At 49.3% G+C, this 24,836-nt stretch carries 14 protein-coding genes; 8 read left to right on the top strand and 6 right to left on the bottom strand.

From position 1 onward, the window contains the following. The first annotated feature begins 206 nt into the window (after window positions 1-206). The 5 genes from IC229_RS18690 (at window position 207) to IC229_RS18670 (ending at window position 8,456) form a co-directional block, all read left to right on the top strand. A complete protein-coding gene (locus IC229_RS18690) occupies window positions 207-821 on the top strand; it encodes a TetR/AcrR family transcriptional regulator (protein WP_190888529.1) in 615 nt (204 codons plus the stop codon). Then, window positions 808-2,208, top strand: a complete 1,401-nt coding sequence (locus IC229_RS18685; protein WP_190888528.1) for a TolC family protein — start codon at window positions 808-810, stop codon at window positions 2,206-2,208. Before IC229_RS18690 ends, IC229_RS18685 begins: the two co-directional genes overlap by 14 nt. Before the next feature lie 115 nt (window positions 2,209-2,323). After that, window positions 2,324-3,466 carry an efflux RND transporter periplasmic adaptor subunit gene (locus IC229_RS18680; RefSeq protein ID WP_190888527.1) on the top strand — a complete coding sequence of 381 codons (1,143 nt, stop codon included), beginning with the start codon at window positions 2,324-2,326 and terminating at the stop codon, window positions 3,464-3,466. A gap of 129 nt (window positions 3,467-3,595) precedes the next feature. After that, entirely contained in the window at window positions 3,596-7,030 is a 3,435-nt protein-coding gene (locus tag IC229_RS18675) for an efflux RND transporter permease subunit (RefSeq protein WP_190888526.1), read from the top strand. A gap of 130 nt (window positions 7,031-7,160) precedes the next feature. Beyond that, a complete protein-coding gene (locus tag IC229_RS18670; RefSeq protein ID WP_190888525.1) occupies window positions 7,161-8,456 on the top strand; it encodes a metallophosphoesterase in 1,296 nt (431 codons plus the stop codon). 166 nt (window positions 8,457-8,622) lie between these two features. Here IC229_RS18670 and IC229_RS18665 read toward each other — a convergent pair whose 3' ends face one another. The 3 genes from IC229_RS18665 to IC229_RS18655 form a co-directional block, all read right to left on the bottom strand. Continuing rightward, window positions 8,623-9,414, bottom strand: coding sequence for a DUF4397 domain-containing protein (locus tag IC229_RS18665; protein ID WP_190888524.1), 792 nt, complete (start codon window positions 9,412-9,414; stop codon window positions 8,623-8,625). A gap of 14 nt (window positions 9,415-9,428) precedes the next feature. Beyond that, on the bottom strand, window positions 9,429-10,973 hold the full coding sequence (locus IC229_RS18660) for a SusD/RagB family nutrient-binding outer membrane lipoprotein (protein WP_190888523.1): 1,545 nt from the start codon (window positions 10,971-10,973) through the stop codon (window positions 9,429-9,431). A 71-nt stretch (window positions 10,974-11,044) separates the two neighbouring features. Next, window positions 11,045-14,173, bottom strand: coding sequence for a SusC/RagA family TonB-linked outer membrane protein (locus tag IC229_RS18655; protein WP_190888522.1), 3,129 nt, complete (start codon window positions 14,171-14,173; stop codon window positions 11,045-11,047). Window positions 14,174-14,536: 363 nt separating this feature from the next. Between IC229_RS18655 and IC229_RS18650 the strand changes: the two genes are divergently transcribed. Next, window positions 14,537-15,412, top strand: coding sequence for a dienelactone hydrolase family protein (locus IC229_RS18650; protein WP_190888521.1), 876 nt, complete (start codon window positions 14,537-14,539; stop codon window positions 15,410-15,412). 119 nt (window positions 15,413-15,531) lie between these two features. Then, the gene (locus IC229_RS18645) at window positions 15,532-15,828 is read left to right on the top strand and encodes a hypothetical protein (protein WP_190888520.1); all 297 of its coding nucleotides are present in this window, start codon (window positions 15,532-15,534) and stop codon (window positions 15,826-15,828) included. 99 nt (window positions 15,829-15,927) lie between these two features. Here IC229_RS18645 and IC229_RS18640 read toward each other — a convergent pair whose 3' ends face one another. Further along, the gene (locus IC229_RS18640; protein WP_190888519.1) at window positions 15,928-16,689 is read right to left on the bottom strand and encodes a glucose 1-dehydrogenase; all 762 of its coding nucleotides are present in this window, start codon (window positions 16,687-16,689) and stop codon (window positions 15,928-15,930) included. 187 nt (window positions 16,690-16,876) lie between these two features. Here IC229_RS18640 and IC229_RS18635 point away from each other — a divergent pair, with 187 nt between their 5' ends. Further along, window positions 16,877-18,028 (top strand): acyltransferase family protein, encoded by a 1,152-nt coding sequence (locus IC229_RS18635; protein WP_190888518.1) that lies wholly within the window; start codon window positions 16,877-16,879, stop codon window positions 18,026-18,028. A gap of 236 nt (window positions 18,029-18,264) precedes the next feature. On the opposite strand, the gene IC229_RS18630 is transcribed toward IC229_RS18635, so the two are convergent. Together IC229_RS18630 and IC229_RS18625 are read right to left on the bottom strand one after the other, a co-directional pair. Continuing rightward, window positions 18,265-21,648 carry a fibronectin type III domain-containing protein gene (locus tag IC229_RS18630; RefSeq protein ID WP_190888517.1) on the bottom strand — a complete coding sequence of 1,128 codons (3,384 nt, stop codon included), beginning with the start codon at window positions 21,646-21,648 and terminating at the stop codon, window positions 18,265-18,267. Window positions 21,649-21,686: 38 nt separating this feature from the next. Beyond that, window positions 21,687-24,812 (bottom strand): fibronectin type III domain-containing protein, encoded by a 3,126-nt coding sequence (locus tag IC229_RS18625; RefSeq protein ID WP_190888516.1) that lies wholly within the window; start codon window positions 24,810-24,812, stop codon window positions 21,687-21,689. Window positions 24,813-24,836: the final 24 nt, after the last annotated feature.

Here is a 24,836-nt window from a genome sequence, read left to right as displayed (position 1 = left end):
GGCTTCTTTTTGGGGAAACGTAGAGACAAGGCATGCCTTGTCTCTACGCATTACAGATTCGCTGGCAAAATACCGCAAATTTCATCGGTGATTTGGGCGGGTTCACTCCACTTTTCGGGCCGTTCATCACTTTCTCCAAATTATCCCGGAAACTCAGAACTATATTTGAGTTTCCGAAGTTCATCCTGTAAAAGTTCTATTTTTTGATGAAACAGAGGATTTTGGCAGAGGCTGAACGGTTGTTCTGGAAGTATGGTGTACGCTCCGTAACAATGGAGGATATTGCTAAACAGCTTGGTATTTCAAAAAAGACGATTTACCAGCATTTCAACGATAAAGAAGAGATTCTATACCAGGTTATTCAGGATAAAACGGTCAGAAATCTCTCAGAAATGGATTGCATGGCCATAGAGGGCCTCAATCCGGTAGAAGAGATGTTGTACGTGCTGAACATGATGCAGAAACATGCTGATCAGGTCAGTCCTAATCTAATGGTCGATGTAAAACGCTACTACCCCCAGGCGTTTGCCTTGTTCCGCCAATATAAAGAAGGTCAGATTATGCGCTCTATTCTTGAAAATATCCAAAAAGGTATTACTCAAGGCCTATATCGTCCTGATATAAATCCGACCATTTTAGCCCGTCTTCGGGTCGAACAAATCGAGCTTGCCTTTAATCCCGAACTATTTTCAACTGACCAATTCACTATGCAACAAATTCAATATGAACTAATTCACCATTTCGTGCGCGGAATGCTGACCGAGAAAGGATTCACCATCTACAACCAGTATGTTAATCAGTACAACCATGAAGTTCATTAATACGAAACTAGCCATAATGGTCGGCGCACTTGCTCTGGTGAGCAGCGGTCCATTGCTGGCTCAGAACAAGCAGGACTTTTCGCTGAACGACGCGATAAAGTTCGCCGTAGACAACAACATCAACGTGAAAAATTCGGGGTTGGATGCCCTGAGTGCCGAAGCCCGGATTCGGGAGGTCAAGTCGAATGCGCTGCCTCAGGTGAGTATCGCAAGCCTACTGACCTACAATGCTATAATTCAGAAGTTTATCCTGCCAGCCGGTGGTTTTGGCGGAGGAAGTTCGACAACAGCTACAAGCGGTAATCAGCCAGAAAACGCGGGCGTAACGGCCATCCCGTTTGGGGTAAATTTCCAGGGAAACGTATCTGCTACGTTAAATCAGTTGCTGTATGACGCCAGTTACAAAATTGGCCTGAAAGCAGCCGCTACGTTGCGTGAACTAAGCCAGAAAAACATAACGGCTTCGAAAATTAGCGTAGCGGAACAGGTCGCCAAGGCGTATTATAATGTGCTGGTCAGCGAAGAACGTATCAAACTGCTCGACTATAACATCGCCCGGATCGATACGCTTCTGAACGAAACAACAGCCCTGAATAAGCAGGGATTTGTTGAGAAAATCGACGTAAACCGGCTGGAAGTTCAATCGAATAATCTGAAAGCTGAGCGCCAAAACGTGCAAAATCTGGTGGGTCTGAGCTATTATCTGCTGAAATTCCAGATGGGACTGGGAATCAACGATGCCATTACGTTGACCGACAAAATTCAGGATTTGAATCTGGAAGAGCTGGAGCGGACGATAGCGATTTCGCCGGAATTTGATTACAACCAACGTATCGAATTTGCTACGTTGCAAAACCAGATTCAACTCGCCGATCTTGATTTTCAAAGCATTGGCAAGCAATATCTGCCACGAGTGTTTGCATCGGCGACCTACGGTCATAACAACGGACGTAACAATCTGGGTGAATTTTTTACGACACAGTGGTTCAATTCGGCGGCTATCAACTTACAGATTCAGGTTCCCGTTTTCGATGGTTTTCAGAAACGCTATCTGGCTCAGCAAAAGAAATTTGCGCTCGAAAAAGCCAAGCTGGGAAGCAATCTGCTGAAAAACTCGATTGACCTGCAAATCAGACAGGCGCAGATTACGACGCAGAATAGTCTGCAAACGCTACGTACGCAGAAGCGCAACCTCGATTTAGCGCAGGAAATTCTGCGCGTAACACGTATCAAGTACAAAGAAGGGGTTGGCTCAAACATCGAAGTGCTCAACGCCGAAAGTTCATCGCGCGAAGCCCAGACCAACTATTTCGCATCGTTGCTTGATTTCATGCTGGCTAAGGTTGATGCCGATAAAGCCAGTGGGAAACTCTACACAGGACAGTAATTTCTTTAATGAATAATGTAAAATGAACAATGATTAATAGGTGTGATCTCATGGATTCTGACGGCGAAACGACATTATCCATTTTTCATTCACCATTTTTCATTCACCACTAATTATGAAAGCATACTACGCGATTGCCCTTGTGAGCTTACTTGCAGCCTGCTCAGGGGAGAAAAAACAAAACGGAGGTCAGGCAGACGTGGCCGCTAAACGGGAAGAACTTGCTACGTTGAAATCGCAACAGGCCGACCTGAATATCAAGATTAAAGCACTGGAAGCGGAAGTCGCCAAACTCGACCCGAAAAAACAGGAAGAAGCCCGCGTTAAGGACGTAACAGTCGCGCCATTGACGTCCGGTACGTTCAAGCATTTCGTGGAATTGCAGGGAACGATTGACGCTAAAAACAACGTACAGGTTTCGCCCAAATCGGGTGGTGTCGTTACGGCGGTTTACGTGAAAGAAGGTGACCACGTACGGGCAGGTCAGGCCATTGCTAAAGTGGATGATCAACTGCTACGTGAATCGGTGGAAGAAGTGAAAACGCAGCTTTCGCTGGCCAACACGGTTTTCGAAAAACAGGCGTCTTTGTGGAAACAGCAGATCGGTACGGAAATTCAGTACCTGCAAACTAAAAACAACAAAGAATCGCTCGAACGTCGGCTCTCTACGTTGAACGCCCAAATCGGTCAGTCGACCGTAACGGCCCCAATTTCGGGTGTTGTCGACCACGTAATGGTGAAAATCGGTCAATCTGCGATGCCCGGAATGGGTCTGGTTCAGGTGGTTAATCTGTCGCAACTGAAAGTGGTTGCGAAGGTTGCGGATACGTATTCGGGTAGTGTTCGGAAGGGGGATGCCATCCAGATTGAATTCCCGGATTTGAACCGGAAACTGAGTTCTAAAATCACGTTCGTGGCTACAACCGTTGATCCTGCCACCCGGACATTCACGATTGAAGCTCCGCTACCGTCGGATAACGCACTGAAACCAAATATGTTGGCACGCGTTAAAATCAATGACCAGACTCAGTCGAACGCCATTGTGATCAACCAGAACCTGATTCAGAGCACTGAAAACGGCCAACTGGTTTACGTAGCGGTGAACGAAGGCGGCAAGAAAGTAGCGAAAGCCAAAACCATTAAAACGGGTCAGTCGTACGGTGGGCAGATTGAAGTGACGCAAGGGTTACAGTCGGGCGATCAGATCGTTACGGCTGGTTATCAGGATTTGGTCGATGGACAACCGATAAATTTCTGATTTGAATTTGTAGAGACAAGGCATGCCTTGTCTCATATGCGTCAGCAAAACCATCCGGGTCAATAACCATCCGGTCTTTAGACAACACATGTGTTGTCTCTACAAATCGAATCGAAAAACTATTTCATTATGAAATTTGAACAATATAAAACCCTCGGATTTACCAACTGGTGCGTTGAAAACCGGACGGCGATTTACATTTTCACCTTCCTGATTACGATTGGTGGGCTGTTCGTGTATAATAATCTGCCGAAGGAGCAATTCCCCGACATCAAAGTACCGCAGGTGTACATCAACACCGTGTACGTAGGAACGGCCCCGGCGGATATCGAGAATACGATTAACAAACAGATTGAGAAGCAGTTAAAATCGATCTCGGGCGTAAAACGGATCAAATCGAATGCGTTGCAGGACGTATCGGTTATTCTGGTTGAATTTAACCCGGACGTTCAATCGGCGGAAGCGCTGCAACGGGTACGCGACGCCATCGACAAAGCCAAGCCAGATCTGCCGCAAAAGCTAGACGCGGGTCCGACGGCGCAGGATGTCGATTTCTCGGAAATGCCGATTATGAACATCAACATGGCCGGTAATTTCTCGCTGAAACAACTGAAAGAATACGCCGAAGATTTGCAGGACGTGATTGAAGGAATGCCCGAAATCCGTCGTGTCGATATCGTGGGTGCGTTGACACGGGAGATTCAGATCAACCTTGATCTGGCCCGGATGCAGTCTGCTGGTTTGGCGTTCAGTGATATTCAACAGGCGATTCAGGGTGAGAACATCAACGTATCGGGTGGTGAGCTTCCTATCGACGGTGTTCGGCGGACGGTACGTGTAAAAGGTGAGTTTACCGACGTAGCACAGCTTCAGAACCTGAACATTCGTACAGCAACGGGTGCTACCGTTCGGCTGGGCGATCTTGCCGAAGTGACCGATAATTTTGAGGAGCAGCAGGATTTTGCCCGTCTGAATAATAAATCAGTTGTTACGTTGAATGTCATCAAACGGGCGGGAGCCAACCTGATTTCGGCTGCCGACCGGATTGAAGAAACCATCGAGGAATACAAAACGTCGCATTTCCCGCCGGGTCTAGATGTGAAAATCACCGCCGATCAATCGGAGCGGACGCGCGAAAGTGTGAACGACCTCGTGAACACGGTTGTACTGGGCTTCATTTTCGTGGTTCTCGTACTGATGTTCTTCATGGGTGTACGCGACGCTATTTTCGTAGGTCTGTCGGTGCCTTTGTCGGCGCTGGTAGCGTTTGTCTTGATGCCCGTGGTAGGCCCAGTAGTCGGTACGGCATTTACACTGAATATCATGGTGTTATTCGCCTTCCTGCTCGGTTTAGGATTGGTGGTCGATGATGCTATTGTGGTTATCGAAAACGCGCACCGACTCTTCAATCAGCATAAAGACTGGAACATCAGACAGGCGGTGAAAGCGGCTGCGGGTGAGGTATTTGCTCCGGTACTGTCAGGTACGTTGACGACTATCGCGCCGTTCTTCCCGCTGTTGTTCTGGCCGGGTATTGTGGGCGAGTTCATGAAGTTTCTGCCACTGACGCTGATTCTGACTCTTTTTGCGTCGCTGTTCGTGGCTTACGTGATCAATCCTGTTTTCGCTGTTACGTTCATGAAACGGCACGACGAAGAGGCTAATCATAAAAAACCTACTTTCCAGGAAATCAAACGGCCGGTATTGATTCTGACCGTGCTGGCTGGCGTTGGCTACGTCATTGACCGGGGTATCGGCAACCTATTCGTCCTGTTCCTGATTCTGTACGTATTTAATCACTACGTCCTGACGCCGAAACTGATTATCCCGTTCCAGGAAACACTATTGCCGGGCCTGAAAAACGGTTACCGTAAATTGATTTCGTGGATATTACACGGCTGGCGTCCAGTCTGGGGTATTGTTGCCGCGTTTGGATTACTGATCCTGACGTTCTTTATCGTCGGCATTGCCCAACCCAAAGTGCTCTTCTTCCCCAGCGGTGAGCCGGATTACATCTACGTGTACAACGTAATGCCCATCGGTACGGACGCCCGCGTAACGAACGCAACGACGAAGGAAATCGAAAAGCGGGTTTTCAAAGTCATGAATGACAACAAAGCCATGGGCATTGTGAACTCAGTTATTTCGAACGTTGGTAAAAACGCGGGCGACCCCATGAACCCTGACCGGTCGAACACGCCACACAAATCGAAAGTGACGGTGGCGTTTGTACCGGGTGTGGAACGTAACGGCATTTCGACTGATTCGTTATTGTCGAAAGTTCGGACGGCCATGGTCGGACTGCCGGGCAGCGAGATTTCGGTAGAACGCGAATCGAATGGTCCGCCAACCGGTAAGCCGATTGCTATCGAAATTGCGGGTGAAGAGTTTGATCAACTGAAAAAGCTGGAAACGCAGGTTCGGCAGAAGATTGCGAAAGCGGGAATTCAGGGTATCGACCAGTTGAAATCGGACCTGATTACCAACAAGCCCGAAATTGTAATCGACATCGACCGCGAAAAAGCGGAACGTGAAGGTATTTCGTCGGGTCAGATTGCAATGGCAATTCGAACGGCTTTGTTTGGTTTAGAGGTATCGAAATTCCGCGATGCGAAAGACGAATACCCAATTATGGTACGTCTGAAGCAGGATGACCGCAGCCAGATTGACCGATTGCTGAGCCTGAATATCGTTTACCGCGATATGGTATTAGGTGGTCAGCTACGTCAGGTACCCATTACGTCGGTAGCGAATATCAGCTATTCCACTACGTTCAGCCAGATTAACCGCAAGAATCAGGAACGACTCGTAACGCTCAGCTCCGACGTAGTACCAGGCTACAACGCCAATCAGATTGTCGCTCAGATTCAGCCCGTTATCGATGAAATGGAAGTACCAAACGGCTATACGGTACGTATCGGTGGTGAGCAGGAAGACCAACAGGAATCGATGAGTTTCCTGGGTGCTGCTTTCGGTATTGCCCTGATGCTCATCTACTTAATCATGTCGACGCAGTTCAACTCGGTGGTGAAACCGCTGATTATCTTCGTCACTATCCTGTTCTCATTGATTGGCGTACTGCTCGGGTTTGTCGTCTTCAATAAAGATTTCTCAATTATCATGTCGGGCGTGGGTATCATCGCCCTGGCCGGTATTGTGGTGAAAAACGGGATTCTGCTGATTGAATTTATCGAGGAATTACGTGGTCGGGGCGTACCGCTACGTGAGGCCATTATTGAAGCGGGCGGCATTCGTCTGACACCGGTATTGCTGACGGCGTCGGCTGCTGTACTGGGTTTGATTCCGCTGGCATTTGGCCTTACGGTCAATTTCGTGACGCTTTTCCGCGACTTCGATCCGAACCTGGTTATAGGCGGAGATAGTTCGGTGTTCTGGAACATCCTTGCCTGGACTATCATTTTCGGGCTAACGTTCTCAACCATTCTTACGCTCGTCATTGTGCCCTGTATGTACTGGATCAACGAACGGATTCGGATGAAGTGGTTCGGCAAGAAAGATCCCGCGCTGGAGCCACAGGAAGAGCCGGAAGAAGAACTGGTATAATTAATGAGTGAAAGAGTGATGAGTGAAATCGGACCGCCGAAGCGGAGCAAAGGTGACCGGATGGTTTTCGCTCCGCTTCGGCGGTCCGATTTCGCTCATTTGCTCTTTCATTCTTTTACTTTTTAAAACTATGAATCGCGCGTCACTTGTCTTTGTTCTGCCCGTCATCATGTTGCTGATTGATTGGTACGTCTGGCAGGCCGTAAAAACGGTTAGCCGGTCGGCCAGCGAAAGCACGCAACGAGTTATTACCCTTATTTACTGGGGGTTCACAGTACTTTCGTTGCTGCTATTTGTGGTGATGCAGTTATTACCGCCCGATTCCCTGAGTCGTCAGGTACGCACGTTCCTGTGGGCGAGTATTGCGATTCCATACTTCTCGAAAGTCTTTACTATCCTGATTTTGTTGATCGACGACATCGGCCGGTTTTTCCGCTGGGTTGTATCGCTGTTCTACAAACCTGCTGTGATTGAAGCCGTTCAGGATGCGTCGAGCCAGACGTCGCCCGTAACTACTACGTTACCAAACGATACCATTACGCGATCTGATTTCCTGATGAAAACGGCGCTGGTGGTTGGTACCATTCCATTGGCAGCTTTTTCGTGGGGCATCATCTCGGGCGCGCACGATTACCGAATCCGACGTATCAAATTGCCTATGAAAAACCTGCCTTCGGGTTTTCACGGGATGACCATCGCTCAAATTTCGGACATTCATACCGGTAGTTTCTTCAATAAAACGGCAGTAAAAGGCGGTGTTGAGATGCTGATGGGCCAAAAGCCCGACCTGGTCTTTTTTACGGGCGATTTAGTGAATAGCCACGCCGAAGAAGCCAATAATTACATCGACGTATTTGATAAAGTGAAAGCGCCTTTAGGTGTTTATTCAACGTTGGGCAATCACGATTACGGTAAATACGTGCGTTGGCCCAGTGAGCAGGCCGAACGGCAGAACGTTCTGAACGTAGTGGCGGCTCACAAGCAGATGGGCTGGAACATCATGCTCGACGAAAATAAAATTCTGGAGCAGAACGGTGATAAAATTGCTCTCATCGGCGTACAGAATCTGGGTTTTGGTCCAGCCGCGCTACGTGCCGGAAACCTCGCTAAAGCTTATAAAGGCACCGAAGAGTACCCCGTAAAACTCCTCCTTTCCCACGACCCCACGCACTGGGACGCTGAAGTTCGGCCTAAATATCCGGACATTGATGTTCAGTTCAGCGGCCATACACACGGAGCACAGTTTGGTGTCGAAATCGGTAGTATTCGCTGGAGTCCGACGCAATATTTTTATCGGCAATGGGCTGGCCTGTATCAGGAAGGCAATCAACGGCTTTACGTGAATCGCGGCTACGGTTATATCGGCTATCCGGGCCGTGTCGGTATTCTGCCAGAGATCACCATTTTTGAGTTGGTGAAAGCGTAAACTGCCTAAACATCGAGTATGCATTTGTCATTCTGAGGGACGAAGAATCTTAATGTATCCAAACTTGAGGGTTAAGAAACTGTAAGGTTCTTCGTTCCTCAGAATGACAAATACAAAAAATGGCGTCACTACGTAGTGACGCCATTTTTTGTCGAGATTATTCAACCTACCGGTTCAGGTAATTACCGAAACTTATAGCATATTTTGTTGGCGACTTGGGGTCTGTCGTCATAACACCTCTTACGTAAAAGGTGAAAGTACCCCCAGGCTGAGCTCCAGGAGCAGCGTTAGCAAACGTTGCCGTTGTCACCGGAATCGTTCCGTTCACTTTCGCCTGAAAATTCAGCGTACGAATTAGCCCTGATTTATAATCGGCGGGCGGGGCAATCGGAACAAAAGCACTGGCCTTTCCGGGAGCAACGCCAGTTATTACCTCCTTACCATCGTATGTCAACGTAACATCCGTCGAGTTGGGAACCAGGTTCACAATACGCGCAAAAAGGTTGTTTCCCGACAAAGCTGGCAGTTCGTCTGGCACCACCAAAAGGCTGTAGCTTGGTGCCAGCCCCGTTGCAAAAACTGAATAACGCTTGCCCGCTTCAACTGCCAGATCGCTCGTAATCAACGGGCTGGCAACCGTACCGCCCGAAGCATTGACCGCTTTCAACTTGGCCGTACCAGCCGGAATAGCTGAGTACTCAGAAGCCGGGAAAACGGACAACGTAGTATTTGAATAGAGGACACTACCGGTTGGGTTGGTGGTAGTAACAGCAGCCCCAGAAATTTGCCGCTCATTCACGTACACATCAAAGGCCGGCACATCAGGAGCCGCGTGTATGAAGCGCAACTGCGCACCCGCAGGCATCTGTAAATCCTGCAGAAAATCGAATTTATTACCGCAGCTTCCAGCCAGCAAGCCGCTCAGCGCTACGCAACAGATAGCTATTGTTTGTTTCATGGCTTGTTGATACATTATTTGGTTGAAAACCAGAGTTCTTTCGTGTGGTACTCGGGCAACGTAGCACCGATATTTGCCAGTGAACCGCGATTCCAGATGAATTCCGAATTGTAGCGAGGGCGCATCCGTTGCACAGTCTTACCCAGATTATCAGGGAACAGACTCGTACCGGTCGGAATGAGGAAGCCAGTATAGATATTCGTATCATACTGAAACCGACGCAAATCAACCCAGGTTTCGAGCGAGCCGTGCATGAACAGCGAAATATACTTTTGCAGCATGATATCCTTCATCGTTAGCGCATCGGCAGTCTGAGCCACAGCTTTACTTGCCATGTATTTGGTAACTTCAGCCGTCGGAATCGGCGTAGCGGTCCGGTCGACAGTGCTAACCCATTCTACGTTGGCCTGCACACCTTTCCTATACGCATCGAGCGCCAGCGTTTTATCGCCTTTCCGGAAAGCAGCTTCGGCTTTCATAAACTGTACTTCAGAATACGTAATGATCGGGTGATCAGCATCGTCCTTAAATAAAAACTTACCAGTTCCGGGCGTAGGCGTAATGGCCGGCGAGTAACCAAACAGGAACGGAAGCCGTCTGACGTTACCCGTTACGTTGTTAGGATCGCCTGAGATAGGAACAACCCCGCGATAAACACCATCGGGAGCCGGCGAAAACATAAGCGGCAAACGTGGGTCAACAACGCCCCCCAAAACGCGCCCGTCCAGCAGCGAAATCATAAAATCTGTCACCCGGAACGTATTGACATTCCCCCGGCGCGGCCCAAAGAAATTGGCATCGTTCGATGAGCTGGCCCGGTGCGTTACGTTAAAATTATCGGCATTGCTCGCCAATGATTTATCACAGTACTCAATTACCTTATCTGCGCTGAACGTAGCTTTATTACTGATATGCAACATGTTACGTGCCAACGTAGCATAAATAAATTTGACCCATTTCGCTTTATCGCCTTTGTACACTATGTCGCCGGGGCGGGTAGCTGCCGTCGGTTCTTTGCCATCGGTACGTGCCAAATCGGTCAGCGCTTCCTGATTGAGACGTATCACTTCCGCATAAATATCGGGCTGTGGATCAAAGTCGAACTGATAACGATCACTGTCCCAGGCCTGCTTCAGAATCATCTCGCCGTATAAATCTGTCGATGATTGCCAGCTCCAGGCACGAATGGCTTTCGCAATGCCAACCAGGTCGTACCGCTGGGTTTTGTTACCATCCTCGATCATTAAATCGATGTTTTTGCCAATCCGCCAGTAGTGCGTACTCCATTTTTCGCCCCCCAAATCGCCGGACCCGAAAATGTACCCTTGTCGGTCCCAGGAATCCTGCGAGGTAGAACTGGCAAAATACTGGTCGTATTTGCCTACGTAGCGAGTATCCCAGGCCTCACCACGTACCATGTTGGCAATGATTGGCGGTAACAACGCATTGCCGTCTGATACCTGCGGAAAACTGGGATCGGCATTTATATCTAAATATTCTTTGCAACTGCCCAACCCAAATGCGAAGAAGGTCAGTAGCAGAATGAGTCTTTTTTTCATAGAAGTAACGCGGGTTTCCACCCGCGATTTTATGTCAAACTGCGGGTGGAAACCCGCGTTACGTTGTCAGATTAGAAACCAGCCCGGATACCAAATGAAATACCACGTGGCACAGCCAGTTTACCGAAATCAAAACCAGCCGCTCCGGCCCCCTGCGACGTAGCAGTAGTACCATTTACGTTCGGGTCAGCACCCGTGTAGTTCGTCAACAAAAACAGATCAGTACCCGTCACAAACACCCCCGCCTGACGTATCACTTTTGTCTTGCTGAGCCAATCCGTCGGGAACGTATAGTTCAGTGTCAGGTCGCGCAACCGCATCCAGTTAATATCCCGTTCAACAAAAGCTGACTCCGGTATAGAACTAAAATAGTCGGCGCTACGATATAAGGGCGTAATCTGAACAGTATTTACAGTCGGGTTTTCGGTATTTTCCTTCCCGTCACGTAGCACGCCGTTAAAGACAATGGGTTGTTCCCGATTTAGCGTATTGGTACTCAACCCCGTTCGGAACATATACATTTCGTTGCCATTGAACACGTCGCCCCCTTTGCGAATGTCGAGCAGGAAGGATAGACTTATATTTTTGTAACGGAACGAATTCGTCAGGCCGATGGTGAAATCAGGCGTCCGATCGCCGATGGGCAGGAAGTTAGTGTTTATGACCGGCAGCCCCGAAGCGGGATTGATCAGAATCTGGCCATTCTTGTTCCGAATGTAGTCGTAACCACCGAACGCCAGCGCCGAACCCGAACCCCGCAAATCCTGAGGACGTAGCGACTGCTCGGGGAAGTAATCTGTTACGTTCGGGACAAAGGCAGAAGCCCGGATGTTACCATATAACCACGTATCAGAATTGTAATATTCCGGTACGTTGGCGGCTGGCAGAGTCAGCACGGCGGTTTTATATTTCGAGAAATTGACGATCACATCCCAACTGAAATCTGCGGTTTTAACGGGTTTTCCAGTCAACGCAAATTCAACCCCTTTGGTAGAAAAAGAACCACCGTTGAGTAAGCCAAAAACGAAACCGGTTCCGTAGCTAAGGCGCTGTTCCACAATCTGATCGATCCGGCGCGTATCGTAGTAAGCCACGTCAAGACCGAGTCGTCCGCTGTAGAGTTGAATCTCTCCGCCAATTTCCATACTCTTGCCAAATTCAGGCTTCAGATTCGGGTTTCCAGCGTAGAAATTATACCCAAAACCACCGCCCGTCGTGAGCTGCGTAGTTAGGCTCGACAGCACCCGATACGGACGCGCATCTTTACCCACTTCGGCAAAAGAAGCTCTGATCTTAGCGAACGAAACCGTTTTATTTCCCTGTAATCCAGGCAGTTCAGACAATACAAAACTGCCGCTAACTGACGGGTAGAAGAACGACCGCGACTGGATTGGCATGGTCGATGTCCAGTCATTACGTCCCGTTACGCTCAAATACAGAATATCGCCATAACCGAAGGTAAACTGGCCCAGCGCACTCACCACGCGCCGTTGCAGGAACGTGTATTTGTGGTTCCGCGAAATCGGGTCAGTATTGTTTGATGAGTTGTAATCGGGAATGTACAGGTTCTCGCCGTAGGTAGCCGTCGTTTGTTCGCGGGAGTCATAAAGGTCACCACCTACCAACAATGAAGTTTTAATCTTGTCGCCGAACGATTTACGAACGGTCGCCAATACGTTGCTGGTCAGAATCCGGCTGTTCTGGTTGTAGTTTTCAATGGCACCTCTCCGGGCAATACCGTCGTTGGTTTCAGGGTGGATGAAATTGTTCCCCGACGTAGCAGCCAGATCAGTTCCGATACGTCCCGTAATATTCAGCCAGGACGTTGGATCATACTTTACGGCCAATCGCCCGATGGTCCGGTTGGTCTGATCGCTGGACTGATTCTTGTTCACGTTGAACAGCGGATTATCTAACTCGCCACCCGCTTCGGTAACAATACGTCGGCGTGAACCATCTGCATTCAGGTAATTGGTAATATCATCGTTGGTGGGCCAGGTCAGCAGGTTAATCAGATAGCCCAAATTCCCAGCCGCCTGCTTCTGAACCTTGGTGTTCGTATACTGAATGGAAGGCGAGATTTCGAGTTTCGAGCTGATGGTAGAAACCAGATTCAGGGACAGATTCAGAATCTGCGAACCCGTAGTCGGCACCGTTCCCTGCGAATTGGTATAGCTGCTCGACGCCCGATACGTTAATTTTTCGCTGCCGCCATCAAACGTCAGGTTGTGCCGATTCGTCAAAGCGTCACGGAAAAAAGCTCTTGCGTTGTCAAAAACGGGTGTTCCCTCCGGATACTTCGGGCCAAAAAACGTTAAAGCCGTTGGGCTCGGCGTTCCTACAGCACCACGCCCGTAGGTTGACTGCACTTTCGGATAGCGATAGACGTGATCGACCCGAAATACGTTGTCATAACTCACGTTGCTACGTCCTGCTCTGCCTTTTTTGGTGGTAATGATGATAGCTCCCGCAGCAGCATTGATGCCATACAGAGCGGCTGCTTCGGGCCCTTTCAGCACGCTAATACTCTCAATATCATTGGGATTGATATCAGCCCCACGGTTCAGGTAATCATTGTTGCGGTTCGGCCCTTCCGATACCAGCGAATTTTGGTTGAACGTACTGTTGTTAATGGGCAAGCCATCGACAACGAAAAGAGGAGAATTGTCGCCACCAATCGAATTTACGCCCCGAAGCTGAACCTGAACCGATGCACCCGGCAGTCCACTAGTGGTCGACATTTGCAAACCGGGTACACGTCCCTGTAGCGAGGTAAGAAAATTTTCGCGTTGGGTTTCAGCAAGTTGAGATCCTTTTACCTCACTGATAGCATACCCTAACGCCCGTCGCTCCTGCTTCACACCGAGTGCCGTAACCACTACTTCATTCAGCGCATTGGCTTCTGACCTCAGTGTTACGTTGATAACGTTGTCGTTACCGATGGTAATGTCTTGCGTAGTCGCTCCGATAAAACTCACCCGAAGCACCTGACCCGAGCTGGCCTGAATCTGATACGTTCCGGTTGCATCCGTAGTCGTGCCGCGCGTTGAGCCACGTATCACAACGCTGGCCCCAGGAATTGGCGTGTTGTCTTCTGCCGAGGTAACTTTACCCGTTATCTGGCGATCCTGGGCATAGGCCGCCGTCATCAGGGCCATACCAAGTAACAATAGGAAGGCTTTTTGTAGAAATACCTGCATAGTTTAGTTAAGAATTGTTGATGGTACTCACTCAAAATTGCCTTTAAATTGACAAAGAAGCAATAGAAAGCGACTTATCGGTAAATAGAAGGAGTTAGTTGGCGAAGAAGTTAGAAGAGTTAAACCGTTGATTTTGGAGCATATAGCCAACTGAGCAGGATTTACGGAAATTTTCAGAGTTGGCCTATCGACTGGTCTGATTTCAAAATCCGATCAACGCTCTTTTCGAGCGTTTACCATCCAGCATTTCGCCTGGAACAGCAAACGTATCATTCCCGATTATTCCCTGTTATATTTGGTATCGGCTGTTTAACCAAACGGCTATTCAACAGGTTACTACGTTCAACTAACTATCAAAGCCCCATGAAAATCATCTTTATCTCAGGACTTTCCTTCTTGCTATCGTTGCTGACATACCTGTATCCCGTACAGAAATCGCAGCAAACTGAAATCGTTCTTTGTCACGCGCCCGCTGGTCCAAACGTATCACACGACATGGCACAGATGGCCGCAGATCCAGCTTTCCAAAAATTGCACGAAAATCCGCTTCTGTTTACGTATGTCGGCGCGGGCGATATGATTAAGTTTTCGACACCAGATGGTCAGTCAGCGAACGGCTTTCTGTTGAAATCAAAAAATCCATCGAACAAATGGCTGCTGGTTTATCAGGAATGGTGGGGCCTGAACGACAACATCAAACAGCAATCGGAAGCGTTTTACAACGATTTGAAGGATGTGAACGTACTGGCCGTAGATATGTACGATGGCAAGGTAGCCACCGACCGGGCCGAAGCGGGGAAACTCATGAGTGGGGCCAGCAAAGATCGCCTTACCAGTATTGTGAAGGGAGCCATTGCCTATGCCGGCCCTAAAGCAGAATTTGGCAGCGTAGGCTGGTGTTTTGGTGGTATGTTATCGCTTCAGTCGGCGCTTCAGGAAGGTCAGCAGGCCAAGGGTTGCGTGATGTATTATGGCCGGCCGGAACAGGACGTAGAGAAACTCAAAACGCTACAAACGGACGTATTAGGCATTTTCGGAAGCAAAGACAAAGGTATTACACCAGAATCGGTGAAGCAGTTCGAGGAAAATATGCAGAAGGCAGGCAAAAAAGTGACGGTGAAAATGTATGACGCCGACCACGGTTTCGCCAATCCAAGCAACCCGATTTATGATAAAGAAGCCGCGACAGATGCCTATAAACTGTCGTTAGCCTATCTAAAAGAAAAGCTAAAAGCCTGATTTTTAATCAATAAGGTTTTTCTTAAAAACTTTATTGGTTTTTTTATCGTTTTGATTAAACGTAAAACGTCATGATTTGTCTAAGTGATAAATAGGTTGACTACTAAACAGCTATAGTCATGAAAACGATAAAACGAATGCATCTGGTAATTGCGGGGCTGCTCGTTATGTTAATGACCAGTTGCGGACCAGCGTATGTGAATACTGGCGTTGGCTACGGCCCTCGTCCATACGGATATAATTATGGGTATCGCCCTTATGGCTATGCTCGCCCATATGGCTACTACCGACCAGCACCGCCAGTCGTTGTTCGGCCACGCTATTACGCACCAGCGCCCCGTTATCGGTACTATAATAACCCCGGAGCCCGCAGCGGCTACGGAAGCAACCGTTCGCGAGGTCGTGGACCAAGGTAATTTTTTGGATTTATGTAGAAATGAAAGTATCGGTCTCCGAATGAGCCGGTACTTTTTTGTTGATACGTATCAGGGTTTTTGACACAACTTTTTTGGCGCTTAGCCCGCCGTCATGCCGCCATCCAAATGAATAGCCTGACCCGTGAAGAACGCATTTTCGTCGGAGCAAAGCCACAAAATGGCCTGAGCTATCTCTTCAGGTTCACCTAGCCTACCAATCGGAATCAACCGGCGCATTCGTTCGCCCAAAGCAGGGGCCGCCTGCACCAGCTCGTCAACCATAGTCGAGTGTGTGTAGACCGGACAAACGGCATTGATACGTATTTTCTGGCGAACGTATTCAAGTGCGGCCGTTTTGGTCAAGCCAATTACGGCGTGTTTCGACGCGCTGTAAGGTGCGCCCATCGGCATTCCCCGGACACCCGCAATACTTGATACGTTCACAATTCGACCGCCTTCGGATTGGGTCAGCATCTGCCGAATCTGGGCTTTCATCCCATGAAAAACGCCCCCAACATTCACGGCCATCATTTGCTCAAAATCATCCTGAGTCTGGTCAATGAACGATCCATATCGTCCGCCTATACCAGCGTTGTTGATACCAATATCCAGTCGCCTGAACTGATCGATTGTCTGGCGAATGGCCGACTCAATCTGGGTTGGTTCTGCTACGTTGCAGGCTATAAACAGGGCGTCGCCACCTGATTCAACAATCATATCGATAGTAGCACGGCCGCTCGTTTCATTGATTTCGGCCACAACGACTTTGGCGCCGGCTTTGGCAAAAGCTAAGGCTGTTGCCCGGCCAATACCTGAGCCTGCGCCCGTAATAAAAGCGACCTGATTGTTGAAAGTTGCCATAAGACCTAAGGAAAAGGGAGATAGAAACTGATAAAAATAACGGTTTTCTATAGGGAATTAGTGAACTTAAGGAATAAACGGTTTGAATGTTAACCGAGTACTAATTTTCTAAGCAACTGACAAAGTTTACTTATTTCTTTACAGCATAAACGTAGCGTTACACGTCAAGACAATGACCGTTCCTGAAATGAAAGTAACTTCAACGCCTACCAGCCTACCCGCTTCGTCCCGGCTGCTTTCGCTCGATTTTTTTCGGGGGCTGACAGTAGCCGCCATGATTCTGGTCAACAATCCGGGCGATTGGAACCACATTTACGCGCCCCTCGAACATGCTTCCTGGCATGGCTGGACACCTACTGACCTGATTTTCCCATTCTTCCTTTTCATCGTGGGTGTGTCCATTACGTTCGCGCTGGGCCAATACGTTACGGGTAGCGCTCAGGCGGGCAGGAGCGTTATGCTCAAAATTGTCAAACGTAGTGCTACGTTGTTTTTGCTTGGCCTATTTCTGAATTTCTTCCCAAAATTCGACATCACTACGGTTCGATTACCGGGCGTGTTGCAACGTATCGCGCTGGTCTATCTGTGTTGCTCGATGTTGTTTCTAAAAACAACGTACCGGCAACAATTTTCGCTGGTTGGTATTATTTTGGTCGTATACTGGTTGTTGATGACGCTGGTGCCGGTACCGGGCGTTGGCTTCCCGAATCTCGAACCCGAATCCAATCTGGCAGCCTGGTTCGACCGGACAATTTTGACACCCGCGCACGTGTACAAACCCGCAAAAGTCTGGGACCCGGAAGGCTTGCTCAGTACGTTACCAGCCATCGGCACGGGTTTGCTGGGTATTCTGACCGGTACGTGGCTACGTAGCAGCCGATCTGCCCCTGAAAAAATAGCCTGGTTGTTTACCGTGGGCTGTCTGACGTTGCTGGGAGGACTATGCTGGAATGGCTTCTTTCCCATCAATAAAGCGCTCTGGACCAGTTCCTACGTATTACTGGCAGGCGGATTGGCCATGCTGGGCTTAGCCATCTGTTACTGGCTCATCGACGTGCAGCAGTACCGTTTTGGTGTGATGCCGTTTGTGGCGTTTGGCGTGAATGCTATTACCGTGTTTTTTTTATCGGGGCTGATTCCACGTATTATGGGTCTCATCCACGTTACGTTGCCCGATGGTAAAGAAGTTGGTTTAAGAGATTATCTGTACCGCTCTTTCATCGCTCCGCCTTTCACCGACCCACGTAACGCTTCGCTGGCGGGAGCCGTTACGTTCGTGCTCATCTGGTTCGGCATCCTGTGGTGGATGTACCGGAAGAGGGTGATTATCAAGGTTTGAGAAATTATAGTGTTATAAAGTTGTAGAATTTCACGGCAGAGCGAAGCCAACCATATAACGAAGCTGTTTAAACTTTCGAGCATAGGTCAAAAATGGGCGTTTTTGTCATTCTGACGCAGGAAGAATCTTAACGATTCCTTACTGGAGTGCTAGGAATCGTTAAGATTCTTCCTGCGTCAGAATGACAAAAGTCTCCTCTAAACAAAAGTTTAAACAGGTTCAACGTTAAAACTCCTTCAAAACCCCGTTTTCAGTCGCGCATCCGTTCCATATTTCACGGCTTTCCCGGCATCGTAGTTGATACGTCGGGCGTTGGCAATGTAGCTGGCAGGAATAATTACGGCGTGTTTGATCTGCACGGCATCGTCGGAAGTGGGAATTCGATTGCAGGACCAGGTACTCGGATCATTCCACAAGCCCGTCTGGATCGTGTACATAATCGGGCAGGGTGTCAGGGTCTGGAACCTGGAATAGCTAGTAGAAATGGTCGTGAAATCCGAGCTTTCGGACGCTGAGCAGATCGTTCGGATTTGCCATTCATACGTAGTGCCGCTCGCCAAACCGTTTATAATCGTGTAGCCAAGACTGCTCGTACTCATCAAATTATCCAGTGTAATCCAGTCGGTGGCGCCAACCGCCCGATAGCGGGCCTGGAAACGTGTATCGGCGGATGGATAACTAAAATACCAGTTCAATTGAGCCGAGTTGGTCGTTATGTTCGTTGCCGCATTGACACTTGGTTTATCACAGGCATACGTAGTGAAATTCGCACCCTGAGAGTACCCAATAGTGATACCGTCAGAACATATTGTTGCCAATTGCCACTCATACGTAGTGTTTGCTGTAAGATTCGTAACGATATAACTCGCACTAGTCACGTTATTGATAGTTGTCCAGTTTGTCGTACCCGATTTTCTGTACTGAATGTTATAGGTAACATTCCCCCCAATTAGCTCCCAGTTCAACGTAGCAGCCGTGACCTGTGGACTAGCAACCCGGAATATGGGGGCCCGACAAAGCGTCGTAAAATTCGGGCCAGCCGTAAAACCGGCGGATTCGTTTTCGTAGCATACCGTTCGCACCTGCCATTCATAGGATGTGTAATTCGTAAGCCCCGTCAACGTAACGTTTGTGCCAAGTGTGCTGATCGTGGTCCAGCTTGACGAACCGACGACACGATACCGAACATCGTAATGATTCGCCGGGTCATCCATAATAGTCCAGTTCAATTGTGCCGAGTTCGACGTAACGAATGCCACCGAAAAACCATTGGCCAGCGGTACCGAACAATTGGTGGTAAACTGGGCAATATTGGAGAAATCAGACAGCGCCGTTAGTGAGCAGGTCGTCTGGACGCGCCATTCATACGTAGTACCGGTTGTCAGTCCGCTCAGATTGGCGGAGCCGCCAGTGAACGAGGTAACTGTACTCGTAGTGGTGGTCCAGTTTGACGAACCAACGGGCCGGTACTGTACGATAAACGTATTACCACTTTGGGTAAAAGGCGTAATCCGCCAGCTTAACTGGGCCTGCGTTGCCGAAGTTTTAGCCAATAGACTGCCTGGGGTTCGGCAGATGGTTGTAAACGAATTAGGGGCCGTATAGTCTGTTTGGTCGGTAGATGAGCAGACGCTACGTAGCTGCCATTCATAAACCGTATTGTTTGCAAGCCCTGTTAGCTGATACGTGCCCGTTGTATACGTAGTAGTAAGGCTGCTAATGGTCGTCCAGGTGGGCGTTCCAACCGGGCGATACCGCAGATCGACAGTCCGTGGTGGGTCTGGCGTACTAAAAAACCAGGATAGACTGGCAAAGTCTCCACTCACCGAATTCAGCGACGTTGAGTAAGGAAGTTGGCACGAGCGGGTAGTAAACGATTGAGGAGCGCTAAACTCCGACTGGACTGTTGGCGAGCAAACATCCTGAACCCGCCATTCATAAACCGTGGTCGATGCAAGCTCTTTAAGTGTATACGTATTGGTAGTCAGATTATTAACTGTTGTCCAGTCTGACGTACCAGCCTGCCGCCACTGAAGCGTATAGGTTTGATTGCTGACGCCACCCCAGGAAAGTACAGCCCGAATCCGCTCGGATGCACTGAATAGATTGTTAGGAATTGGGCAGACCGTTGAGAACGTAACAGTCCCGGAATAGGTACTGCCAATAGAGGGTTTGACTTGCCATTCGTAATCGGTAATAGTCAGCAGAGGTCCGATTTGGGTAGTGGGAGCGGAAATGCGTCGTACTACATTCCACGTAGCATTCCCTATCTGACGCCATTGAACATCATATTCAACCCCGTCACCCAGACTATTCCAGATTAGCTGTGCACTGGTTCCGGTAATGTTGGTGGTGGTTAAACCTGTAATAGGCGGAATGGCGGACGTAGTGATCGTGGCATTCGGGCTCAGGTTACCTGTGGTGGTGTTAGACGGTCGAATCCGGTAATAATACGTCGTGTTCGGGCTGATAGTCCGATCTGTGAACGACGTAGCGTTGGGTTCCACGCCACCAACCGATACAAAACCCGCAGAAGGCGACGTAGAACGTTCAATAAAATAGCCCATTTCGTTGTTCGCGTTGTCCTGCCAGGAAAGTTGTACCCATAAGCTATTTGGCGTTGCATTCAGATTGGTGACGGGTGCTACGTTGACCGCGGGATAATCAAGCGTATAAGCCGTGTGACCCTGCCGGACAGCTAATCCCCCCTGTATTCGTTCGTATTGCCCCGGCGTAAAATGCGACGGGCAGTCTGTCTCATAATAATGATAATACGACATGATATTTGTTATCGATGGCGTATAAGGGTCACCATTCGCGTCGCGGTAGACATTATTGGGGGAATATTGGAGGCAGCCATCTACAGTAACGTATTCGTACTGATTACCAATCAGATATGGATCGGCGGGCGTATCGCAGATAAAGTCACCAGCGGCTGTGCAGTTGGCCCCAGCTCCACGCGTAACCAGCTCATCAGTACGCACGGTGCCATTTGATGCCCCATGCGTATGCAATAAACTGAAATTATGCCCTAGCTCATGGGGTATAAGGTGATTACCTATATAATCGTTTGACTGGTTCGTACTGATCACTGATCGGGTTGATACGATGCTGTTGTCAGGATAGAAGGCGTAACCCGCAGCCGCTGAACTCTCTATAGAATACGGATAATACTGGTTCATGGCGTTTGTTACGTCATGCGGATCCAGCGGCAGGAGATTGTAATAGGGAAAATTGTAATACCAACTATCACTGTTGATGTAATGGGGCATCTCCCCAGCGAAATAGAACTGAATACCCAGGCCATTAGTCATGTAATAGCGATTTGTAGCCGCCATGACAGTATTTAAACTCGCCAGATCGAATCCGCCGGTTCCATCGCTCCGGCGGATGATGTGCGGGCGAATCGGTACGTAGGTTACCGTAGTGAAGACTCCGTTGGTGGCCATCTTCCGCTTGAAGGCCAGTATCGCTTGCTGCTGCAACGCTTTGGCCTGTTCCGGACTTATTTCCGTACCACAATTCGGTTCCGGCTGTTTCTGCGCAACTGATACGTACTGAACACTACTGCACAACAGAAAGCCAGCAAGGAGTTTGATGGCAAATAAATGTAGTTTCATAAACGCTGTAAAAAAGAGATAGCCAAGATAGCTCTTCTTCAGAAACCTAGTCTTAATCGGGCATCGGCTCCATAGGTAAGTGTGATACCCGGAAAAAATTGCAATCGCTGCGCCGTCCCTACGTAGCCCGCCGGTAGATTCACGACGTGCTTGAGCTCTACCACGTCCGAGCCAACCGGCAACCGGTTGCACGACCAAACCGTCACATCACTCCACGAACCCGATTTCAGGGTGTACATCCCGCTACAGGGAACCGGCGTGGAAAACGTAACCGAACCGCTGAATGAGGAACTCTCCCCCACCGAACACAGCGTGCGAATCTGCCACTCGTAAGCCGTTCCACTGCTCAACCCGTTGAGGACGGTGTAGCCCGCCCCATTGCTGCTGGTCAGATTATCGAGACTAATCCAGTCCGTAGCGCCCAGGGCCCGGTAGCGAGCCTGGTAGCGGGTATCGGCGTTGGCAGCCGCAAAGCTCCAGTTGAGCTGGGCCGAGGTAGTGGTCAGGTTGGTGGTCAGTAAATTGGTGGGAACGGTGCAGCCAGGGGTGTAAAAGGTTCGTGTTGAAGAGAAATTAGATGAGCTAGTATTCCCACAAATCGTTCGTACTTCCCAGTCATAGGCCGAATTACTGCTTAATCCCGTCAACGTAACAGTCGTGCTGTTAATGTTGGTAATGGTTGTCCAGTTATTTGGCGTACCGGCTAACCGGTAGCGAGCCTCATACGTAGCACCTGGTCCGACCGCATCCCAGTATAAGTAAGCCGACGTAACAAAAACGGTGGGGTATAAATTAACCGGAGTCGAGCACAGGGTGGGAAAGGGGGGGCCTGGCGTAAACGTCGAACTTTGTGTTGGTGAGCAGGCGGTTGCCATTTCCCATTCGTAACTGGTACCCGGCGTTAAGCCAGTCAAGTCATAATTTCCAAACGTATAGACACCGTTGTTGGTAATTGCGGTCAGATTCGATACGGTAGTCCAGGTAGGTGTGCTTATCGGTCGGTAACGTAGCGTGAACAACGTACCGGGGTCCGCAGTTGCAAACCAGTTTAACCGAACCGATGAGGACATACTGTTGGTTGCGTTTAAATCCTGGGGTTTGATCGGGGAACAGCCCGTCGTAAACGTAGTAAGAGTAGAAAAATCGGAAACCGCACTGGCCGAACAGACCGACGCTACCTCCCATTCATACGTAGTACCAGAGGTAAGTCCGCTGAGATCATAAACTGGCTGGATGGACGTAGTAACGGTTATCCAGTTCGGATTGCCAATGGGCCGATAGCGAAGTTGAAACGATTGGGCATCGCTGGGAAAAGGTGCCGACCATTGCAGCCTGGCCCTTGTCTGTGATGCCACGCTGCTCGTTACATTAGGCACCCGGCAGGTAGTCGTAAATGTGCTGCTCGCCGTAAACGTTGAACTCTCAGTTGGTGAACATACGCTCTTCACCTGCCACTCATAAGCGGTATTGTTGGTAAGCCCCGTTAGTGAATACGATTGACTGCTAATGCCGCTGATGGTGTTCCAGTTCGGCGCTCCGGTAGGTCGATACCGTAGTTCGTACGTCCGGCCTGATTCACCATAAGTAAGGTACCAGTAAAGCCCCGCCGAGGATGACGTAGCGCCCGTAGTGCCTAAAAAATAGGGAGCCAGACAGGTGAACGTAGTAAAGGTTTGTCCCTGCACAAAAGCAGATACCGACGTGGCCGAACAGACCGATTGTACGCCCCATTCATACGTAGTACCAGCCGTCAGGCCGGTAAGCGAATAACTACCGGAAGCGATACCATTCACAGTGGTCCACTCGGTAGCTCCGGCTACGCGCCACCGGATGTTATACGTAGACACAAAATTTCCATACCAGTTTAAAACGGCCGACGTTCGGGCCGGACTTGGGGAAGTAGACTGAACAGGTGCACAGGAAGTCGTATTGATGGTCACCGTCGGGCTGAGGTGGGCGGTGATGGTATTAGACGGGCGAATACGGTAGTAAAACGTTACGTCGAGCGGCACCTGCGTATCCGTAAACGTCGTTACGTTGGGGGCAACCCCACCCACCGGTATGAAAGGCCCCGACGGCGACGTAGCGCGTTCGATGAAATAGCCTAATTCCGTGCTGGAATTATCCTGCCAGGTCGCCGTAACCGTTCGCTGCGAAAGTGCAAACGTCAAACTAAGGTTACTGGGGGGCGTCATGGGCGTTGGCCCATAATCAAGCGTATAAGCCGTGTGCGACTGGCGTAGCGCGAGGGCCTGCTGGATGTGGTCGTACTGCCCCGCTGTGAAATCGTGCGTACAGTTAGTACCGGCCCAGTACGACATGATGTTGGTTAACGACGGGTTATACGGTTCCCCATTAGCGTCGCGGACGGTATTGGCGGGGTCATATACGAAGCAACCATTGGGGTCGAAATTGTAGGTGGGCCTATCTTGATTTGTAAACGGATCGGCGGGGGTATCACAGATGAAATCGCCAGCGGTTTCGCAGTTTGCCCCAGGTCCTCGCGTAACCAATTCCGTAGTTAGTGATTCCCCGCTCCCCCCGCCAAATGTATGGTATAACCCAAAATTGTGACCGAATTCGTGCGGAATTATATAATTGCCCAAAACTTGTTTGACATTAGGCGTATTATCGACCGCAATAAACGACTCGGTCGAATACACATTATTCGAAGGAAAAGAGGCAAGTCCCCCATAGTCGCCCTGTATTTTATGAACGTAGTACTGATTCAGGGCATTTGGCACATCAAATGGGCCGGGAGGACCGGCGAAATTTGCCCACACATCGTCGTTATCGATATAATCGACGGATTCACCGGCGAAGTAAAACTGAATACCTAACCCATTTACCATGTAATACTTGTTAGCCATAGCCATCACCTCGTTCATGCCCGATAATTCGAAGCCACCAGAGCCGTCGCTTTTTCGAATAATATGCGGACGAACCGGAATGTAAGTCAACGTAGTGAAGGCGCTGTTGGCACCTACTTTCTTTTTGAAAGTCAGCATCTTCTGCTTCAGCTCTTTAGCAGTAGTAGCACTTAGTTCAGTACCACAAACGGATTGTGATTGCGGCTGCTGTTTCTGCGCAACTGATACGTACTGAACACTACTGCACAGCAGAAAGCCAGCAAACAGCCTGTTAACCAATAGTTGTATATTCATAGATGCTGTGAGAAATAGATATCT

Origin of the sequence: Spirosoma profusum (genome assembly GCF_014699005.1) — a bacterium.
Lineage (GTDB): Bacteria > Bacteroidota > Bacteroidia > Cytophagales > Spirosomataceae > Spirosoma > Spirosoma profusum.
This window is presented reverse-complemented; position numbering and strand designations above follow the sequence as displayed.